Annotated in this window: 18 protein-coding genes; 17 read left to right on the top strand and 1 reads right to left on the bottom strand. The window is 28.1% G+C overall.

Going from position 1 to position 15,197, the window contains the following annotated elements; genetic code table 11:
- Positions 1-114 precede the first annotated feature (114 nt).
- Positions 115-1,065 carry a 5'-nucleotidase, lipoprotein e(P4) family gene (locus ACZJV1_RS10015; RefSeq protein WP_463650035.1) on the bottom strand — a complete coding sequence of 317 codons (951 nt, stop codon included), beginning with the start codon at positions 1,063-1,065 and terminating at the stop codon, positions 115-117.
- A gap of 425 nt (positions 1,066-1,490) precedes the next feature.
- On the opposite strand from ACZJV1_RS10015, the gene ACZJV1_RS10010 reads away from it, so the two are divergent.
- From ACZJV1_RS10010 to ACZJV1_RS09930, 17 genes are all read left to right on the top strand, one after another.
- Positions 1,491-1,799 carry a DUF2089 family protein gene (locus tag ACZJV1_RS10010; RefSeq protein WP_411167827.1) on the top strand — a complete coding sequence of 103 codons (309 nt, stop codon included), beginning with the start codon at positions 1,491-1,493 and terminating at the stop codon, positions 1,797-1,799.
- Positions 1,792-2,085, top strand: a complete 294-nt coding sequence (locus ACZJV1_RS10005) for a hypothetical protein (protein WP_411167826.1) — start codon at positions 1,792-1,794, stop codon at positions 2,083-2,085. Before ACZJV1_RS10010 ends, ACZJV1_RS10005 begins: the two co-directional genes overlap by 8 nt.
- Positions 2,086-2,276: 191 nt before the next feature.
- Positions 2,277-3,467: a serine hydrolase domain-containing protein gene (locus ACZJV1_RS10000; protein WP_463650034.1), complete on the top strand. Its 1,191-nt coding sequence runs from the start codon at positions 2,277-2,279 to the stop codon at positions 3,465-3,467.
- A gap of 64 nt (positions 3,468-3,531) precedes the next feature.
- Positions 3,532-4,353 carry a hypothetical protein gene (locus ACZJV1_RS09995; RefSeq protein WP_463650033.1) on the top strand — a complete coding sequence of 274 codons (822 nt, stop codon included), beginning with the start codon at positions 3,532-3,534 and terminating at the stop codon, positions 4,351-4,353.
- 457 nt (positions 4,354-4,810) lie between these two features.
- Entirely contained in the window at positions 4,811-5,389 is a 579-nt protein-coding gene (locus ACZJV1_RS09990) for a DUF6434 domain-containing protein (RefSeq protein ID WP_411167823.1), read from the top strand.
- Positions 5,390-5,447: 58 nt separating this feature from the next.
- Positions 5,448-6,011: a GNAT family N-acetyltransferase gene (locus ACZJV1_RS09985; RefSeq protein ID WP_463650032.1), complete on the top strand. Its 564-nt coding sequence runs from the start codon at positions 5,448-5,450 to the stop codon at positions 6,009-6,011.
- Positions 6,012-6,044: 33 nt separating this feature from the next.
- Positions 6,045-6,593, top strand: coding sequence for a lysozyme inhibitor LprI family protein (locus tag ACZJV1_RS09980; RefSeq protein WP_411167821.1), 549 nt, complete (start codon positions 6,045-6,047; stop codon positions 6,591-6,593).
- A gap of 121 nt (positions 6,594-6,714) precedes the next feature.
- Positions 6,715-8,004 carry a uracil permease gene (uraA, locus tag ACZJV1_RS09975; RefSeq protein ID WP_411167820.1) on the top strand — a complete coding sequence of 430 codons (1,290 nt, stop codon included), beginning with the start codon at positions 6,715-6,717 and terminating at the stop codon, positions 8,002-8,004.
- Positions 8,005-8,274: 270 nt separating this feature from the next.
- Positions 8,275-8,613, top strand: a complete 339-nt coding sequence (locus tag ACZJV1_RS09970) for a DUF3784 domain-containing protein (protein WP_322459139.1) — start codon at positions 8,275-8,277, stop codon at positions 8,611-8,613.
- A 263-nt stretch (positions 8,614-8,876) separates the two neighbouring features.
- Positions 8,877-9,221 carry a hypothetical protein gene (locus ACZJV1_RS09965; RefSeq protein ID WP_411167819.1) on the top strand — a complete coding sequence of 115 codons (345 nt, stop codon included), beginning with the start codon at positions 8,877-8,879 and terminating at the stop codon, positions 9,219-9,221.
- Between the two features lie 86 nt (positions 9,222-9,307).
- Positions 9,308-9,508, top strand: a complete 201-nt coding sequence (locus ACZJV1_RS09960; protein ID WP_411167818.1) for a hypothetical protein — start codon at positions 9,308-9,310, stop codon at positions 9,506-9,508.
- Positions 9,509-9,637: 129 nt separating this feature from the next.
- A complete protein-coding gene (locus ACZJV1_RS09955; RefSeq protein ID WP_411167817.1) occupies positions 9,638-10,486 on the top strand; it encodes a PhzF family phenazine biosynthesis protein in 849 nt (282 codons plus the stop codon).
- A gap of 79 nt (positions 10,487-10,565) precedes the next feature.
- The gene (locus ACZJV1_RS09950) at positions 10,566-10,904 is read left to right on the top strand and encodes a hypothetical protein (protein ID WP_322413123.1); all 339 of its coding nucleotides are present in this window, start codon (positions 10,566-10,568) and stop codon (positions 10,902-10,904) included.
- 184 nt (positions 10,905-11,088) lie between these two features.
- Positions 11,089-11,889 (top strand): CPBP family intramembrane glutamic endopeptidase, encoded by an 801-nt coding sequence (locus ACZJV1_RS09945; protein WP_411167816.1) that lies wholly within the window; start codon positions 11,089-11,091, stop codon positions 11,887-11,889.
- A gap of 269 nt (positions 11,890-12,158) precedes the next feature.
- The gene (locus ACZJV1_RS09940; protein WP_411167815.1) at positions 12,159-12,626 is read left to right on the top strand and encodes a hypothetical protein; all 468 of its coding nucleotides are present in this window, start codon (positions 12,159-12,161) and stop codon (positions 12,624-12,626) included.
- 568 nt (positions 12,627-13,194) lie between these two features.
- Positions 13,195-13,743, top strand: coding sequence for an RNA polymerase sigma factor (locus tag ACZJV1_RS09935; protein WP_411167814.1), 549 nt, complete (start codon positions 13,195-13,197; stop codon positions 13,741-13,743).
- A 4-nt stretch (positions 13,744-13,747) separates the two neighbouring features.
- A complete protein-coding gene (locus tag ACZJV1_RS09930; protein ID WP_463650031.1) occupies positions 13,748-15,088 on the top strand; it encodes a DUF4179 domain-containing protein in 1,341 nt (446 codons plus the stop codon).
- Positions 15,089-15,197 lie beyond the last annotated feature (109 nt).

Here is a 15,197-nt window from a genome sequence, read left to right as displayed (position 1 = left end):
TGCAAGATCTAAAAGCTCATATGTAGATTTTTTAGCTACATATGAGCTTTTAGATCCTTAAATCAAATATTATTACTACAATACTACTTTAGATGAAACTATGATTTAAGTGGTTTAATTTCCAAGTTTATACCATTGTTCATATTTATCAGTGTTTGTATAACTATAATTATTTAAGATTTCTTTAATAGCTTGGACTTTTTCAGCTTCAGTTAAATCTTTTTTATTATTCCATACTGAGTCAACATAGTTTCCGTAAGTTGCATTTGGTAGTACTATCCATTTATCTCCCCAAAGATCTTTATATTTAGGGTCAGAAGCAAGTTCAGTTCTCTTTACTGTACCTAATTCTCTTGAAAAGTCTTCTGTGAAGTCACCAATATTATCTCCTAAATACATAACAACTTCGTAATCCTTAAGAATATTTTCTCTTCTTTCTGTTTTATCTGAAGATCCACTTTCATTACAAACTTGTACATGTTCTTTATCAGCATTAGGGAAACCTAAACGCTGAAGCTGAGCTACTGATAAATCAAGCTGATCATGCTCTCTGTTAGTAATATAAAATGTTTCTACTCCATTATCAGCTGCATAGTTCATAAATTCAACAGCACCTGGGATTGCAACGTTTGAAGTTGAAGCGATTGAATCATAATAACCATTCCAAGGTCCGTTGTCCCATTTTTCATCCTGCATTACAATTCCAGCAATGTAATTACAGTCTGAGGCAAGTGTATCATCAATATCTGAAATTATAGCAATTGGTTTTTTATACGTACCAGCTTCTCTTTCAGTAATTCTTTTATCAAGTTGTACTCTTGCAAGTTTATATGCCTGATATTGTAAACCTTTAACTTCAGCTGATAATTGATAAAGAATACCATTTATATATGATTCTTTTCTCCAGTCATTTGTAACAGAACCTTCATTGATTGTAATTTTTTCAGTGTTATTTGCTTTTTCATCATTTGGTTTTGCATTACAACCTATTCCCAATGCACTAACACACATTATTAATAGAGTTGCAAGTAACAATCTAGACCCTTTTCCATTTTTCTTAAACATAACAATCCTCCATCCTAAATATTTTAAAAATACTATTCATATTTTCTTATAAGTAAAACAAGTAGTAGTTGTAATTAAAAATAAATGATTGGTACATATTTAACAATACTATTATTTCCATAAAATGTCAATATTGCATTATATTGAATAATGTTTTTGGTTAAATTATTTAACTATAATTAATTATGAATTAAATTTCTGAAATATGCGGTGCTAAAGGCTAAATTATGTAAATGTTATATTGAAGAATTTACTTCAGTTTACATGAAGTATTTTTAATTAAATGAACTCTGAAAATCATTGATTTTTAGCTACTTTTCAACTGTCTTAAATTAAATTTTATTAATAAAATTAAAAAATAAATTGATATTGACTTTAATAAAATTAATGTTATACTTAATATTATTAAAGAAGGGAGGCTTGAAATGGATATTGATAAAATTCCTAAATGGGTATTTGCTTTAGAAAAGGAAGATTTGGGGTTTTTAAAAAATTTTGCATTAAAATCAGGTTCTTTAAAGGAGATTGCAAAATTATATGATGTTTCGTACCCAACTGTAAGATTAAGATTAGATAAACTTATTCAAAAGATAGAATTAAATGATAAAAGTGAGGAGGAGCCATTTCAAACATTTATTAAGGGGTTAGCAGTTGAATCAAAGATTGATATTGAAACTGCTAAGTTAATTATAGAGAAATATAATGAGGAGTGTAAGGAGAATAAAAATGAGTGATTCAATGGTGCTTATTATAGCATTAGGAGCTAGTGCAGTTATGTTAATTATGCAACAATTATTAAGTAAACGTGAAAATTGGATATTAGGAGGTATTTTGCCAATAATATCATTACTATTTGCAATAGGAGTATTTAATTTGAGAAAAATAGAACTCAATATAGGAAATGTATTACCTTTTATTGTACTTATAGGCATACAAGTTTCTACATGGGAAGAGGGAAGAAAAAAGATTAAAGAAAAGAAAGAATTAGAATTAAATAAAATGAAGAGCAAAGATTTATAATCAGAAGATGCTAGCGTTAGTTAGTATCTTCTTTTATTTGCATAATGAGGTTATAAAATAGATAAAATATTTTTCCAAGTTAATTTAACGAAATCAAGAAAGTATATCATTGCTACCCGAAATTGTTAACTTTATATTATTAAGAACAAGTGTTAAAATAGTATGGAGAGAAAAAATCTAACGGGGGAATTATGAAGAAGAGATATTTATTATTAGGAACAGCACTTATTTGTAGTTGTATGATAACTTTATCTGCATTTAGCAAAAAATCTGTAGATAACACAAAGAATGTAAGTGCTCAGGAAGATATTAAAGAAAAAGAACAGACTAAAGAAAATGCTGAAGAAAATATTCCAAAAATTGTTGAACCAGGATATGAAAATTTAGAAAAATTTTTAGATGAAGAAGCAGCTAATAATAGATTTCAAGGAGTAGCACTTGTTGCAGAGGGAGATAATATTAAATTTGCTAAGGCATATGGATATGCAGATGCTGATGATAAGAGAGAAAATAAGTTGACAACACGATTTTCTATTGCCTCAAATACAAAACAATTTACGGCAGCAGCAGTAATGCAATTAGTTGAACAAAATAAAATTAATCTTGATGATACAATAGATAAGTATTTTCCAAAGTATAAGTATGGAAATAAGATTACTGTAAAGAATTTATTGCAAATGAGATCAGGAATTCCTGATTATCTCAATGAAATAGATGTATTCATGAAAGATGAAGAGACTTTGAAAATTCTTAAAGATTATGAAAATAGTAGTTATTTTGATAAATATGTTGAAGATAAGAGATGGTCAAAGGATTTGATATTAAAAAATCTATATCTAACAGAGTTATACTTTGAACCAGGTGAAGCCTACGACTACAGCAATACAAATTATTACTTACTTGGATTAATTATTGAAGAAGCCAGTGGGTTGTCTTATGAAGATTATATAAATAAATATATATTTAAGCCTGCTAAAATGACAACTAGTAGTATGGAAATGGAAAATTTAGATGCGAAAGGTCATGGAAGTGATGTGTCAGGAGAAATAGCAGCTAACCCTAAATTTACTTATGCAGCTGGAGATATTCATGCTAATATTTTTGATATGTTCCGTTGGAGTAGAATGTTACATAAAGGTAACATAGTGTCAGAAAAATCTTATAAGGAAATGACAACTCCTGTTGATTGTTATGGGTATGGACTTTTTATACATGATAATATTATAAGACATAGTGGATGTATAGACGGATTTAGTTCAAATACAGAATATAATGTAAGTAAGGACACCACAATAATAGTTTTAGAAAATAACGGTAAAACAACAGGACCATTAGATGCACAATATCATACAAGCCTAATAAATGAAGTTATATCAAAATAATATAAGAAAAGGAGAGTTAGTGAGGATTGGTACTTGCGATACATTCCTTCACTAAAGATAAAATATGATATTAAATATTATAAAATTAAGCTTAATTCTAACATTAAGTATTGCAGGAAGCTTCTTAGTCTTTGGATTCTTAATTGGTTATATTCAAGGAAAAACAAATATTAATTTATTAAAGACCTTTGGGAAAAAGGGAATTATTGCGACAAATTTTATTGGAACTACTGTACATGAGCTTAGTCACTATATAATGTGCATTATATTTCTCCATAAGGTGGACAAGGTTAAGCTGTTTTCATTTAAATTAAATGAAAGTGGTGTTTTAGGTGAAGTACAGCATTCCTATAATAAAAAGAGCATTTATCAAAGAATAGGTAACTTTTTTATAGGGGTAGCTCCAATATTTGTAGGTGCGATAGTTTTAATATTATCTATAAGATTGTTGTTGCCAACTACTTTTATAAGAATTTTAGAAGGTAAGACAATAAGTAATTTCCTAGCTTCTTTAGAATTCACAACATTAGCAGGATATATTAGCTCCATAATAGATGTTTTAAAAAATTGCTTAAAGTATATATTTACTATAGAGAACTTTACAAATGTGAGATTTTGGATATTTATTATAATAGCATTTTCAGTAAGCACTCATATGACATTAAGCAAAGCTGATTTAAAAAATTCAAAGGATGGAATAATAACAATTTTCTTATTATCAATACTTGTTAGCATAATATTAATGCTTTTTTATTCATATAAAAGTTTTATTTTTAGAATGCTTATATTATTTAATAGCTTTTTAATACTGATACTTTCTATAGGGTTGTTTTTTTCTATTTTATCGTTTTTAATTTCAGCTGTATTTGCACAAATTAAAAAGTAGCAATTTCTTTTAAAGATATTTTAAGCGAAAAAATCAATCTTTCTGTTAGAGATGTAAAAGAAGATGTAGCTATTGGAGATATATTAGAATTAATAGATAATATAACAACTAATAAGTTTATAAAAACAGAGTATGGAGAATTAACATAAAAGGTTTCAGCTCAAGTAGTTACTAAAAAATAAATGCGGTAACTACGTAGTAATAAAATAAATTAAAAATAAAGCTATTGTGAACAATAAAAAATGTGGTTTACAATAGCTTTTATTATTTCTGTAAATACCTATGTGAATTAATATGTAATTTGTAGTGTGGGATTCTTTTAAAAGAAAAGGATATTTAGATATAAATGGGAAATTGTGTTATTATGATATTAAGAAAATAATATTTATCAATATTAAATTATACAGTAGTTTATATTTAACTAATAGATAAAATAGGAATTTGTAGGAGAAGATGAATGACTAAAAGACCAATATTAAATAGAGATTTGAATAGTAAAACTTTTCAAGAGTATTACTATCTGAAAGAAGAACTTGTTACATTTTGTAGAAACGAGGGACTATCAACAAGTGGTGGCAAAATTGAATTAACTGATAGAATTTCACATTTTTTAGATACAGGAGAAAAGAGAAAATCAGAATCTAGAAAGAAAACAAAAGTAATTGATGTTCAAACTATAACAGAAGAAAGTAAAATTGAAGATAATTTCGTTTGTTCAGAAAAGCACAGAGCCTTTTTTAAGAAAAGAATTGGAGATTCATTTTCTTTCCCTGTGACATTTCAAAAGTGGTTGAAAGAAAATACAGGAAAGACATATAAAGAGGCAATAGATGCCTATTATCAAATTTTAGAAGAAAAGAAAAAAGTAAGAACAACCATAGATAGACAGTTTGAATACAACACTTATATTAGAGATTTTTTTGCTAATAATGAGGGCAGATCTCTTGAAGATGCAATTAAGTGTTGGAAATATAAAAAAGGATTGAAAGGGCATAATCGGTATGAAAAAACAGATTTAAGTGTATTGACTATATAGTTTGAAACTCCAATATGTAGAGTGGGTTAAAAAATAGGAATTTGAAAGTGAGATTATTATGTGTAATGTCTATTTTAATTGTCCAGAGTTCGAAAATGATAGATATAAGTTAAGATTAGTTTTGGAAGATGATTGTAATGATTTATTGAAAGTTTATTCTGACATAAAGGCAGTGCCCCTATTTAATAGTGATAATTGTGGTGGCGATGATTTTTATTATACTTCTGAAAAAAGAATGAAAGAAGCTATTGATTATTGGAAATTTGAATATAATCGTAAGGGATTTGTAAGATGGTCAATTATTGATAAAGATATAAATGAAGTAATAGGTACAATAGAATTATTTCATAGAGATTCAGAAGATTATTTTAATAATTGTGGTTTACTTCGCTTGGATTTAAGAAGTGATTATGAAGAAGAAGAAATAATAATAAATATTTTAAGCCTAATTATTGATGAAGTATATTCACTATTTGAATTTGACATGGTGGCAACAAAAGCTATTGATATGGCAACTAAAAGGATAACTGCATTAAAGAAACTTGGTTTTTCACTTACAGATAATAAATTGATTGGACATGATGGAAGAGAATATTCATCATATTATTTTTTAGAAAGATAAATTAAATAACAATAAAAATAAGGGCGAAGAATTATGAGTAAATTTATTAAAAGTAAGATTTGTATTTTAGGCACATGTGCATTATTTTTAGTGGGATGTAGTAATGGAGTAAGTGAAAAGGAAGCACAAACTAATAAAGAAGAAAAAGTAGTAACTTCTTCAGAAAAGATAGAAAATGAAAATAGAATTGATTCATCCAAGGATAATACCAACACATATTCAACGAAGCAAATATATTTAGAAAAATTAAATAAGTTAGAAGTTAATTTAGAAACATCATTAAAAGAAAAATATGCTAGTCCTGTAACTCAAGATATGATTGATGCAGCTAATGAAGAATTTAAACAATGGGATGACATGCTAAATGAAGCTTATGCTGAATTAGAGAAACAATTATCAAAAGAAGAAATAGATAAATTAAGAGATGAAGAGCTTAATTGGATTAAGAGTAGAGATGAAAAAAGTGAGTCAGCTGCTGATGCTAACAAAGGTGGAACAATAGCACCTTTAAATAGAGTAACGAGTTTAGCAGCAAGTACAAAGGAAAGATGCTATGAGTTAGTTAATAAATATATGAAGTAAAAATATATAAAGTTTTTTATTTATCAAATGTAAAAAAATATTGTATTTTAATAAAAAAAATGATATATTTGAAAAAACACTTTTAATTTAGTTCTGAGAAACTAAGAAGGGAGACAATAATATGAAAAAAACGTCAGAAAATGAAATTTTAATGGTTGATGTCAATGAAAAAGTTCCAATGGGGAGGGCAATTCCATTAAGTATTCAACATCTATTTGCCATGTTTGGCGCATCTATTTTAGTACCTATCTTGTTTAATATTGATCCAACAACAGTACTATTTTTCAATGGAATTGGTACTTTACTTTATGCCTTTATAACAAAGAAAGGTATACCAGCGTATTTAGGATCAAGTTTTGCTTTTTTAGCTCCAACATTTTTATTACTTAGTGAAGGTTATAGTTTTCAAACTGTACAAGGAGGCTTTGTAGTTTCAGGTCTTGTTTTTTCAATAGTTGCAATTATTGTAGGTTATACAGGTACAGGATGGATTGATAAATTATTTCCACCAGCTGCAATGGGAGCAATAGTTACTATAATAGGATTAGAGCTTGCTAGTACAGCAGCTGATATGGCAGGTTTCCCAGTTGGAGGATCAAATTCACCAGAACTTAACACAACTTGGGTTATAGTATCAATGATTACTCTTACAACAGTTATATTAAGTAGTGTATTACTTAGAGGATTTTTAAAGGTAATACCTATTTTAATAGGAGTTGTTGTTGGTTATATAACAGCTTGTTTTATGGGACTTGTAGATTTTACTTCTATCAGCAATGCAGGGTTCTTTACAGTACCACAAATAAAAATGGCTAAATTTGATATAACAGCTATATTAACTATACTTCCAGCTACATTCGTAGTAATAGCAGAGCATATCGGACACTTAAAGGTTACTAGTAACATAGTAGGTAAAGATTTATCAAAAAATCCTGGACTTCATAGATCACTTTTAGGAGATGGATTATCAACTATGATTTCAGGTATGTTTGGATCAGTACCAACTACTACATATGGTGAAAATATTGGAGTTATGGCATTAACAAAGGTATATAGTGTATATGTAATATGTGGTGCAGGAATAATTTCAATCATATTAGGGTTTTCAGGTAAGCTTTCAGCTATAATAAGTACAATACCGACTCCAGTAGTAGGTGGTGTTAGCTTATTATTATTTGGAACTATAGCTACATCCGGACTTAGAACTTTTATAGAAGAGAAAGTAGACTTTTCAAAATCAAGAAACTTAATACTTACATCAGTTATTTTTATGGTTGGATTAAGTGGTATAAAATTAAGTATAGGTGTTGTAGAGTTAAAAGGAATGGGACTAGCAGCTGTAGTTGGAATTGCTTTAAACTTAGCATTTATAATATTTGATAAGTTAGGAATTATGAATGAAGAATCCTAAGGATAGTTCATAAGTATTTGGAATAATTAAGTTAAATACAGATAGAGTATTAGAATATCGCATAATTCAGAAATGAATTTGCGATATTTTTTATTTTGCAATATGTAGAAAGCACGATGCAAATATTCTTTAAAATTGAACAGATATTATTGGGAAAATATGTTATAATAATATAAAGTTGTGAGATAGTTGTTTAATAAACCAATATATAAATAGGAATTCGCCTGGCTGTTTCATAGGAAGAAAATTTATACTTTGTGAGGTGATGATATGGAAACATGGCGCATTGTTTCAGGTTGCATTGTAGGATTTATTGCTATTGCTTTAGTGGTTTATGTCTCATTTACAATAAGATGTAGAGGCCCTATTTTTTCAAATTCATATTTATGGCTTTCGAAAGAAGAAAGAAAGAAAGCAGATAAAAAAGCAGAATATAAGCTTGTTACCGTTGTATTTGCCTGCTTAGCTGCAGTCTTTGCTCTTTTGTCGTTACACATATTTACGCTGTGGAAGTTGCCATACATTTTGATGTGGTTTGTAATAGGTTTTGTTATTGTTTATGCGATTGTTGATGCTGTGAAAACTGAGAAGCGTAAGTACAGAAAATGAGCATAATCTCCATTTTAAATTATAGTTTATGTGGAGGTTCTAAATAGCATACTATTAAGTTGAAAATAGATAACATAAAAAATATCGCATAATTCAGAAATGAATTTGCGATATTTTTTATGTTGTAATATGCAGAAAGTACGATGCAAATATTCTTTAAAATTGAACAGATGTTATTGGAAGAATATGTTATAATAGTGTGGAGTTATGATATGGTTATTTAATAAACTAATATATAAGTAGGGATTTGAAAGGGGATTGGAATGAAGGTAAACAAATATCTTATTGGTATAATCTGTGGAATTATTGGAGCAATAATAAATATTACATTTTTATTGTTTGCGACAGGTCTTGATACGGAAGTATATTTATCAACTGGGGTAACATGGGTAGTTATTGGTTTGCTAATATCCGCATGTGATTTTAAAATTAATTCATTTTTAAAAGGAATTGTTGTTTCTCTTTTGGTGTCTTTGTCCTCGCTTATATATACATTTTCATCTTCTTTGAGTGGAGCGATATGGACGATAGTTAATACTATAATAGTCGGAGCAATTATTGGATTTGCTTTTGAAAAAATATCAAATATGAGCAAAACAAAGAGATAAATTTGAATTTATCTAAAAAATAACATGAAATTAAATATGGATAATTGTATTATATTTGAGATTAAATATATTTTGGGAGAGAAGTTATGAGTAATAATAAAAATTTAATTAAGTCTTTTATATTATCATTTATTATTGTTTTTGTATTTATTATTTTATTTCAAATGTTAGGATTTCAACAAGAGCAAATGGGTATTGTAGTTGCTACAATAATTGTTTTTACTGTATTACTTTGTACATATGCCATTATTGATGAGATAAGGAAACTTAAAGATACTAACAAGTAATGTGATACTTTTGCGTAGTAAATGATAAAGATGTTCTTTGAAAATTAAATAATGCGGTATTTACACTATATGTTATAATTTTAGGCAAAATAAATGTTAATTATATTTTTTATATAAGGAGGAATTAAAATGGAATATTTTCATGTTGATGTTTTTAGCAATGAGATTTTATCTGGCAATGGATTAACTGTTGTTTTTTGTAATGAGGAATTAGAAGATAATCTTATGTTGAAAATAACACAAGAGTTTAAGCAATTTGAAACAATTTTTGTGAGAAGAATAGATGATAGTATATTTAGTGCAAGAATTTTTACAGTAGATGAAGAATTGGATTTTGCGGGGCATCCTATTTTGGGAGCAGCTGCTACTATTCATAGTCATATTTTTAGAAATGAAGAAGATATAGCAATTACATTTCAATTAAATCAAAAAACAATTATAGTTAATTCAAAAAAGATAGAGGAATATTATGAAGTACAAATGAATCAAGGAAAAGCGGAATTCCTCTGTGAAGTTTCAAAAGAGAAGAGAAATAAATATGTACATGCATTGAACTTGTCAGAAGAGAATTTAAGCGAAGAATTTCCTATGGAAGTTGTATCAACAGGATTACCATACTTATTAGTACCATTAACTTCAGGAATAGAGAATGCAAAAATAATTAGTTCTAAATTTGAAGAAATGTTAAAAGAAGTAGGTGCTAAATTTGCTTATATATTTGATGTGAATTATATAGAAGGACGGACCTGGGATAATCAAGGAAACGTTGAGGATGTTGCTACAGGAAGTGCAGCTGGACCATTAGGTGCATATTTATATAAGCATAATATTTTTAATGTAGGTCATGAGATTATAATAAATCAAGGAAGGTTTGTCGGCAGACCTAGTAAAATTAAGGTTTCTATGAGCATTTCTGAAAAAGAAATATTAGTGTCTGGAGAGGTAGCTATTTTGGCAAAGGGAACTATTTTACTATAATAATAAACGTAAAAATATGTCATAATTTATTTTACAATTAGATAGATAAATAAAAATTTAATGGAGGGGGAAATGGAAAATGCCTAAAAACGTATTTACTACTAAACAAATAGAAACAATTCAGCTTAATATCATAGCTTTATTGTGCTATATAAAAAGACACGATGAAGGGGCATTACCTAGATGCTTTAAATTTTGTGAAATCATTGTAAAGAATATAGATATTTGTAGGAATAATGGATATTCTGATATTGATGAATTATCAGAATATATTAGACAAGATTGGAATAGCGCTATGGAAATTCATACAGGATTACCAGAATACTATATACCAAATTGCAATTTTGAGATTCAGAAAGCCATAAATGAAGCTATAAAAAGACAAATAATGTTTATAGAGGAGTATTTAAATATCTAGCAAAAAAATTCTGGCTTACCAATTAGGCATTATTTAGGTTAGATAAATAAATTGGAATTTGTAATGGGGATTATTTTCGCGAGCACAACTTTGAATTAGCAGAAATCAAACATTAGGTGATAAAAGTCAAAGCGTTCATCCATTAAAATTTAATGTATACTTCAAAACGTGAGGTGAAGAAATCATGACAGATAAAAAAATCATAGTACAATTTACAATGCTGACATTTTGCATAGCCTATCTTGTGTCAGGTGCTTTGATTGCTCTTGGGCAATTCGGATATTCGGTTTACAATTGGGTTCACTCGTTACAGCAATTCGGGATGAATATTCCTTTTGCAATCTATATTTTGTCACCTGCTATTGCTTCATATATCGTTCTGAAGAAGAATAACAAAATAGCAGATTTTAAGGAATGGTTGAAAACTGTTTTCTACGCCAAAAATAACATATTTCCTTATTTATTCGTCGTTGCAGGACTTGCACTGTATTTTTTGATACATATTGTAGTTTCAGGCCGCACGGAAATGGTACTTCCATTTTATACGTTCTTCCTTTCCCTACCTGGTGGCCTTATTATCGGTGGCTTGGAGGAAGCTGGCTGGATGTACATATTGCAGCCTGAGCTTGACAAAAAATATGGCTTTGTTTTATCTTCTGTTTTCGTTGGAATCATTTGGATTTTTTGGCATATCCCTCTCTTCTTCATTCCAGGAACTAATCACGGAGAGGGACTCATCAACTTTTGGATGTTTGCAGTTCAACTCATGGCGTTTCGGTTTTTCAACGGGGCAATCTACAGAATATCAGGAAAAGGCTGTGTGTTTATGTGCGTATTATTCCATACCATGTTCAATGCGGTATCCCCCATCTTTGGCACTATGACTATGACTTGTGCGGGAACCATTGTCGCAAATGCTGTGATTATTCTTGTTTCAATTGTAACTGTTGTGATATACGACAAAAAGAATAGGCGAATAGTATAAGCATAATCCGTGTTCGTCAAATTTTAGTTTATCAATTATGAATTATTAAGTGAAAAATAGATAACGTATTAAAATACCGCATTATTCAAAAGTGACTATACGGTATTTTTTAGTTCGCAATTCAAATATATTATGAACAATTTGAAATTATTGCGAACTAAATGATCTTTGAAAATTGAATAATACGGCATTTGGTAATATATGTTATAATAAATTCGTAATAGTATTAAAATGTGTAATAGAATATCTATTTTGCGAGGAGATGTGAAATGAATAAAAAGCTATTTTTGAAATTAGGATTATTGTTATTATCTCTGTCACTTGTTGCATGTGGACAGAAAAATAATTCATCAGGAGAAGATAATTCTTCTAAATCAAGTACAAGTCAATTGGTTAGCAGCACTCAAAGTTCGGTAAAAGAAAGTGTAAAAACTACATCTCCCTCTGTTGAAAATGCAGTAGAAAGCAAACAAGAGGATGTACAAAAAAATACACAACAAGACACGAAACCAGATACACAACCAGAAGCAACTGAAAAAAAATACTATGACTTAATAAAAGAAGCTTGGCAGAAGCAAAAGGATTACATTGATTCTATTGATGATCCTAAAGTAAAACAATCAGTACAAACCACGCACTCTGCAGCTATTTTAAAGTCAAATGAATTACTTTTGGCACATCCTGAAGACTCTAAGGCTATAAATGCAAGTCTAAAGAGGGTTCTCGCTGGCGAATAATTTTCAAGCTTTGGTAAGGTAAAGTTGGGTGACTAAATACGTAATGCTTATATATTCCTCTGTTTTTTCATTAGTGATACTATCAATTTTATTATTTAGGGCATCTTTATCACTATTTAAACCTCTATTTTCTTCTTTAAGTTCAGTGATTATACTTTCATATTCAGATAACTTAACTTCATTTAATTTCAATTGTTCCGTAGTATTTTAAATTTATGCGAATTAAATTGAAAAGCCAGTGAAACTTAACTAGTTTTATTGGCTTTTTTATGCATAATTGATACTTTCTATAGAATTGTTTTTCTCTATTTTATCATTTCTGATTTTAGTTGTATTTGAATAAATTAAAAAAATAGGATTTATTTTTATCAAGATAAAGGGAATGATATATTTTTTGTTATGTGTTCTAATGGAAAATTATGTTACAATATTTAATGAAAAATATTATAGCTATTAACCAAGGGATAAGTCCCTTGGTTTTTGTATATTTTTATTTAAAAATTATTAAAAAATTTCATAAATTATGAAACTATTGATGAATTTTAAGTATCTAATATACGTAAAAGGAGTGAGAATTTTGAAATCTTTATGCATAACAGATAAAACATTAGATAACTTTGAACATATAACAATGCTTGCTAAAAAGGGAGAAGAGGAAGCTTTCATATCGTTAATTCAATTAAATTCAACTGCTTATTATAGAGTAGCAAAAGGGATTTTATTTTCTGAGGAGGATATAAAGGATGCAATTCAAAATACAGTTATAATAATTTACAATAAACTACACACTTTAAAGGACATAAAATTATTTAAAACATGGTCAATAAGAATTTTAATTAATCAATGTAATAAGATATATAATGCCAATAAAAAGTTAGTTAATACAGAGAACATTGAAAATATATCTACATATTCAATTAACTCTGAAGATAAAATAGATCTTTATAATGCAGTTTCATCCTTAACTAAAGACTTAAGAATTCCTACTATATTGTTTTACTTTGATGATTTATCTTACAAGGAAATATCAGATATTTTATCTATTCCAGAAGGTACAATCAAGTCAAGAGTTTTTAGAGCAAAAGAAAAGCTATATCAAATTTTAAAGGAGGATTAGCGGCATGGATGAAAATTTTGATAAAAAATTAAGAGAAATGGCTAGGAATTCTAATGTTAAGGAACCTTGGGATATTAAAGAGATTGCAAAAACAGTTTGTGAAAACAATAAAAAGAAGTCAAAGTTATTAAATTATAAAAGAGCTATAGTTGCTGCAAGTATAATGCTCATATGTACTATATCATTAGGGGTATTTGGAAAAATAAGTGCTAAGGAAATACCTTTTGTTAATGGAGTTTTAGAGTATTTTACTAGAAATAATAAGGTAGATAAGGGATATGGCAACAATTCTATAGGAGAAGATTATGCAATAAATAATGAAAATTATAATATATATATTGAAAATGTATATTATGATGGGGGTAAATTAGTTTTTTTCTATAAGATTAATAGTAAAGAGCCATTAGATAGAACGAAAGAATATTATTTAAATACTGAATTAAATATTAATGCTGATATAAAGGGCATGGGAGGATTGGAGCAAAAAGATTTTGTAGACGATTATACTTATGCTGGAATGATAGGTTATGGGATAGAATCAAGTAGTAGAGATACTTGGCCAGAAAAATTAGAAGGATATATAAAAATAAATAGTATAGACATATACGGTAAAGGAAATGATGTAAAATCTGTAGCAGTTGAAGCAGAACCATTAAAAATATCATTAGATAGTAATAGTGTACCTAAAAAGGAGTTAGATATAAATAAAAATATTTCTAAAGATGGTCTTACAACAGAAATTAGTAAATTAATTAAATCACCAACTGGAATAACATTAGAAATGATTAATAGTAGCTATTCAGTAGATAATGGAATATATTTTATGACATATTTATGGGATAGTGAAAAAGGAATCTTGAAATGGCAAGGTAAAACTAATGATGAAAATGAAAAGGGCATTATAATAAGGGAGGAATATGAGAATCCTAGTAAAAATGGAACACTTTCTATTATAAATTTCGCAAGTAATTCAGGACCTATAGGGGATGGTAATGATAGAAAAAAACAATATAGTCTAAAGGAAGGAATAGATTTAGATTTATTAGATTTAGGTAATTTAAAGGTTGAAAAAATAGAAGATAAAGATGATAAAACCTTAATTACAATGGACTTAAAAGGTTATATAGCAACAAAACAAGATTTACAAATTTTTAACGGTTCTAATAAGTATATGCCAATACAAATAATAAATAAAGAAGTAAAAGGAGATTTGGAGATAAAAGCAACCTATGTATATCCAAAGCTAAACTTATCTGATGATATTGTTATTTCATTATTTCATCCAAAATATTTAGAACTATTAACAGATCAAACTATTAAAATAAACTTAGATGAACTTAAATAATCTTAGTGGTACTAAAAAGCTATGAGTGTTTTCATAGCTTTTATTATTTCTGTAAATACCTATGTGAATTAATATTCGATTTAGAGTGTGAAATTCTTTTAAAAGAAAA

The sequence above is a fragment of the Clostridium sp. LS3 genome (assembly GCF_055330225.1).
Note: the sequence above shows the minus strand (reverse complement) of the source record. Positions and strands in the feature narration are given on the sequence as shown.

Excerpts from the sequence above, each read along its gene's own strand:
- ACZJV1_RS10015 (WP_463650035.1), bottom strand. The coding sequence starts at position 1,065 with ATGTTTAAGAAAAATGGAAAAGGGTCTAGATTGTTACTTGCAACTCTA.
- ACZJV1_RS10010 (WP_411167827.1), top strand. The coding sequence starts at position 1,491 with ATGGATATTGATAAAATTCCTAAATGGGTATTTGCTTTAGAAAAGGAA.
- ACZJV1_RS10005 (WP_411167826.1), top strand. The coding sequence starts at position 1,792 with ATGAGTGATTCAATGGTGCTTATTATAGCATTAGGAGCTAGTGCAGTT.
- ACZJV1_RS10000 (WP_463650034.1), top strand. The coding sequence starts at position 2,277 with ATGAAGAAGAGATATTTATTATTAGGAACAGCACTTATTTGTAGTTGT.
- ACZJV1_RS09995 (WP_463650033.1), top strand. The coding sequence starts at position 3,532 with ATGATATTAAATATTATAAAATTAAGCTTAATTCTAACATTAAGTATT.
- ACZJV1_RS09990 (WP_411167823.1), top strand. The coding sequence starts at position 4,811 with ATGACTAAAAGACCAATATTAAATAGAGATTTGAATAGTAAAACTTTT.
- ACZJV1_RS09985 (WP_463650032.1), top strand. The coding sequence starts at position 5,448 with ATGTGTAATGTCTATTTTAATTGTCCAGAGTTCGAAAATGATAGATAT.
- ACZJV1_RS09980 (WP_411167821.1), top strand. The coding sequence starts at position 6,045 with ATGAGTAAATTTATTAAAAGTAAGATTTGTATTTTAGGCACATGTGCA.
- uraA (WP_411167820.1), top strand. The coding sequence starts at position 6,715 with ATGAAAAAAACGTCAGAAAATGAAATTTTAATGGTTGATGTCAATGAA.
- ACZJV1_RS09970 (WP_322459139.1), top strand. The coding sequence starts at position 8,275 with ATGGAAACATGGCGCATTGTTTCAGGTTGCATTGTAGGATTTATTGCT.
- ACZJV1_RS09965 (WP_411167819.1), top strand. The coding sequence starts at position 8,877 with ATGAAGGTAAACAAATATCTTATTGGTATAATCTGTGGAATTATTGGA.
- ACZJV1_RS09960 (WP_411167818.1), top strand. The coding sequence starts at position 9,308 with ATGAGTAATAATAAAAATTTAATTAAGTCTTTTATATTATCATTTATT.
- ACZJV1_RS09955 (WP_411167817.1), top strand. The coding sequence starts at position 9,638 with ATGGAATATTTTCATGTTGATGTTTTTAGCAATGAGATTTTATCTGGC.
- ACZJV1_RS09950 (WP_322413123.1), top strand. The coding sequence starts at position 10,566 with ATGCCTAAAAACGTATTTACTACTAAACAAATAGAAACAATTCAGCTT.
- ACZJV1_RS09945 (WP_411167816.1), top strand. The coding sequence starts at position 11,089 with ATGACAGATAAAAAAATCATAGTACAATTTACAATGCTGACATTTTGC.
- ACZJV1_RS09940 (WP_411167815.1), top strand. The coding sequence starts at position 12,159 with ATGAATAAAAAGCTATTTTTGAAATTAGGATTATTGTTATTATCTCTG.
- ACZJV1_RS09930 (WP_463650031.1), top strand. The coding sequence starts at position 13,748 with ATGGATGAAAATTTTGATAAAAAATTAAGAGAAATGGCTAGGAATTCT.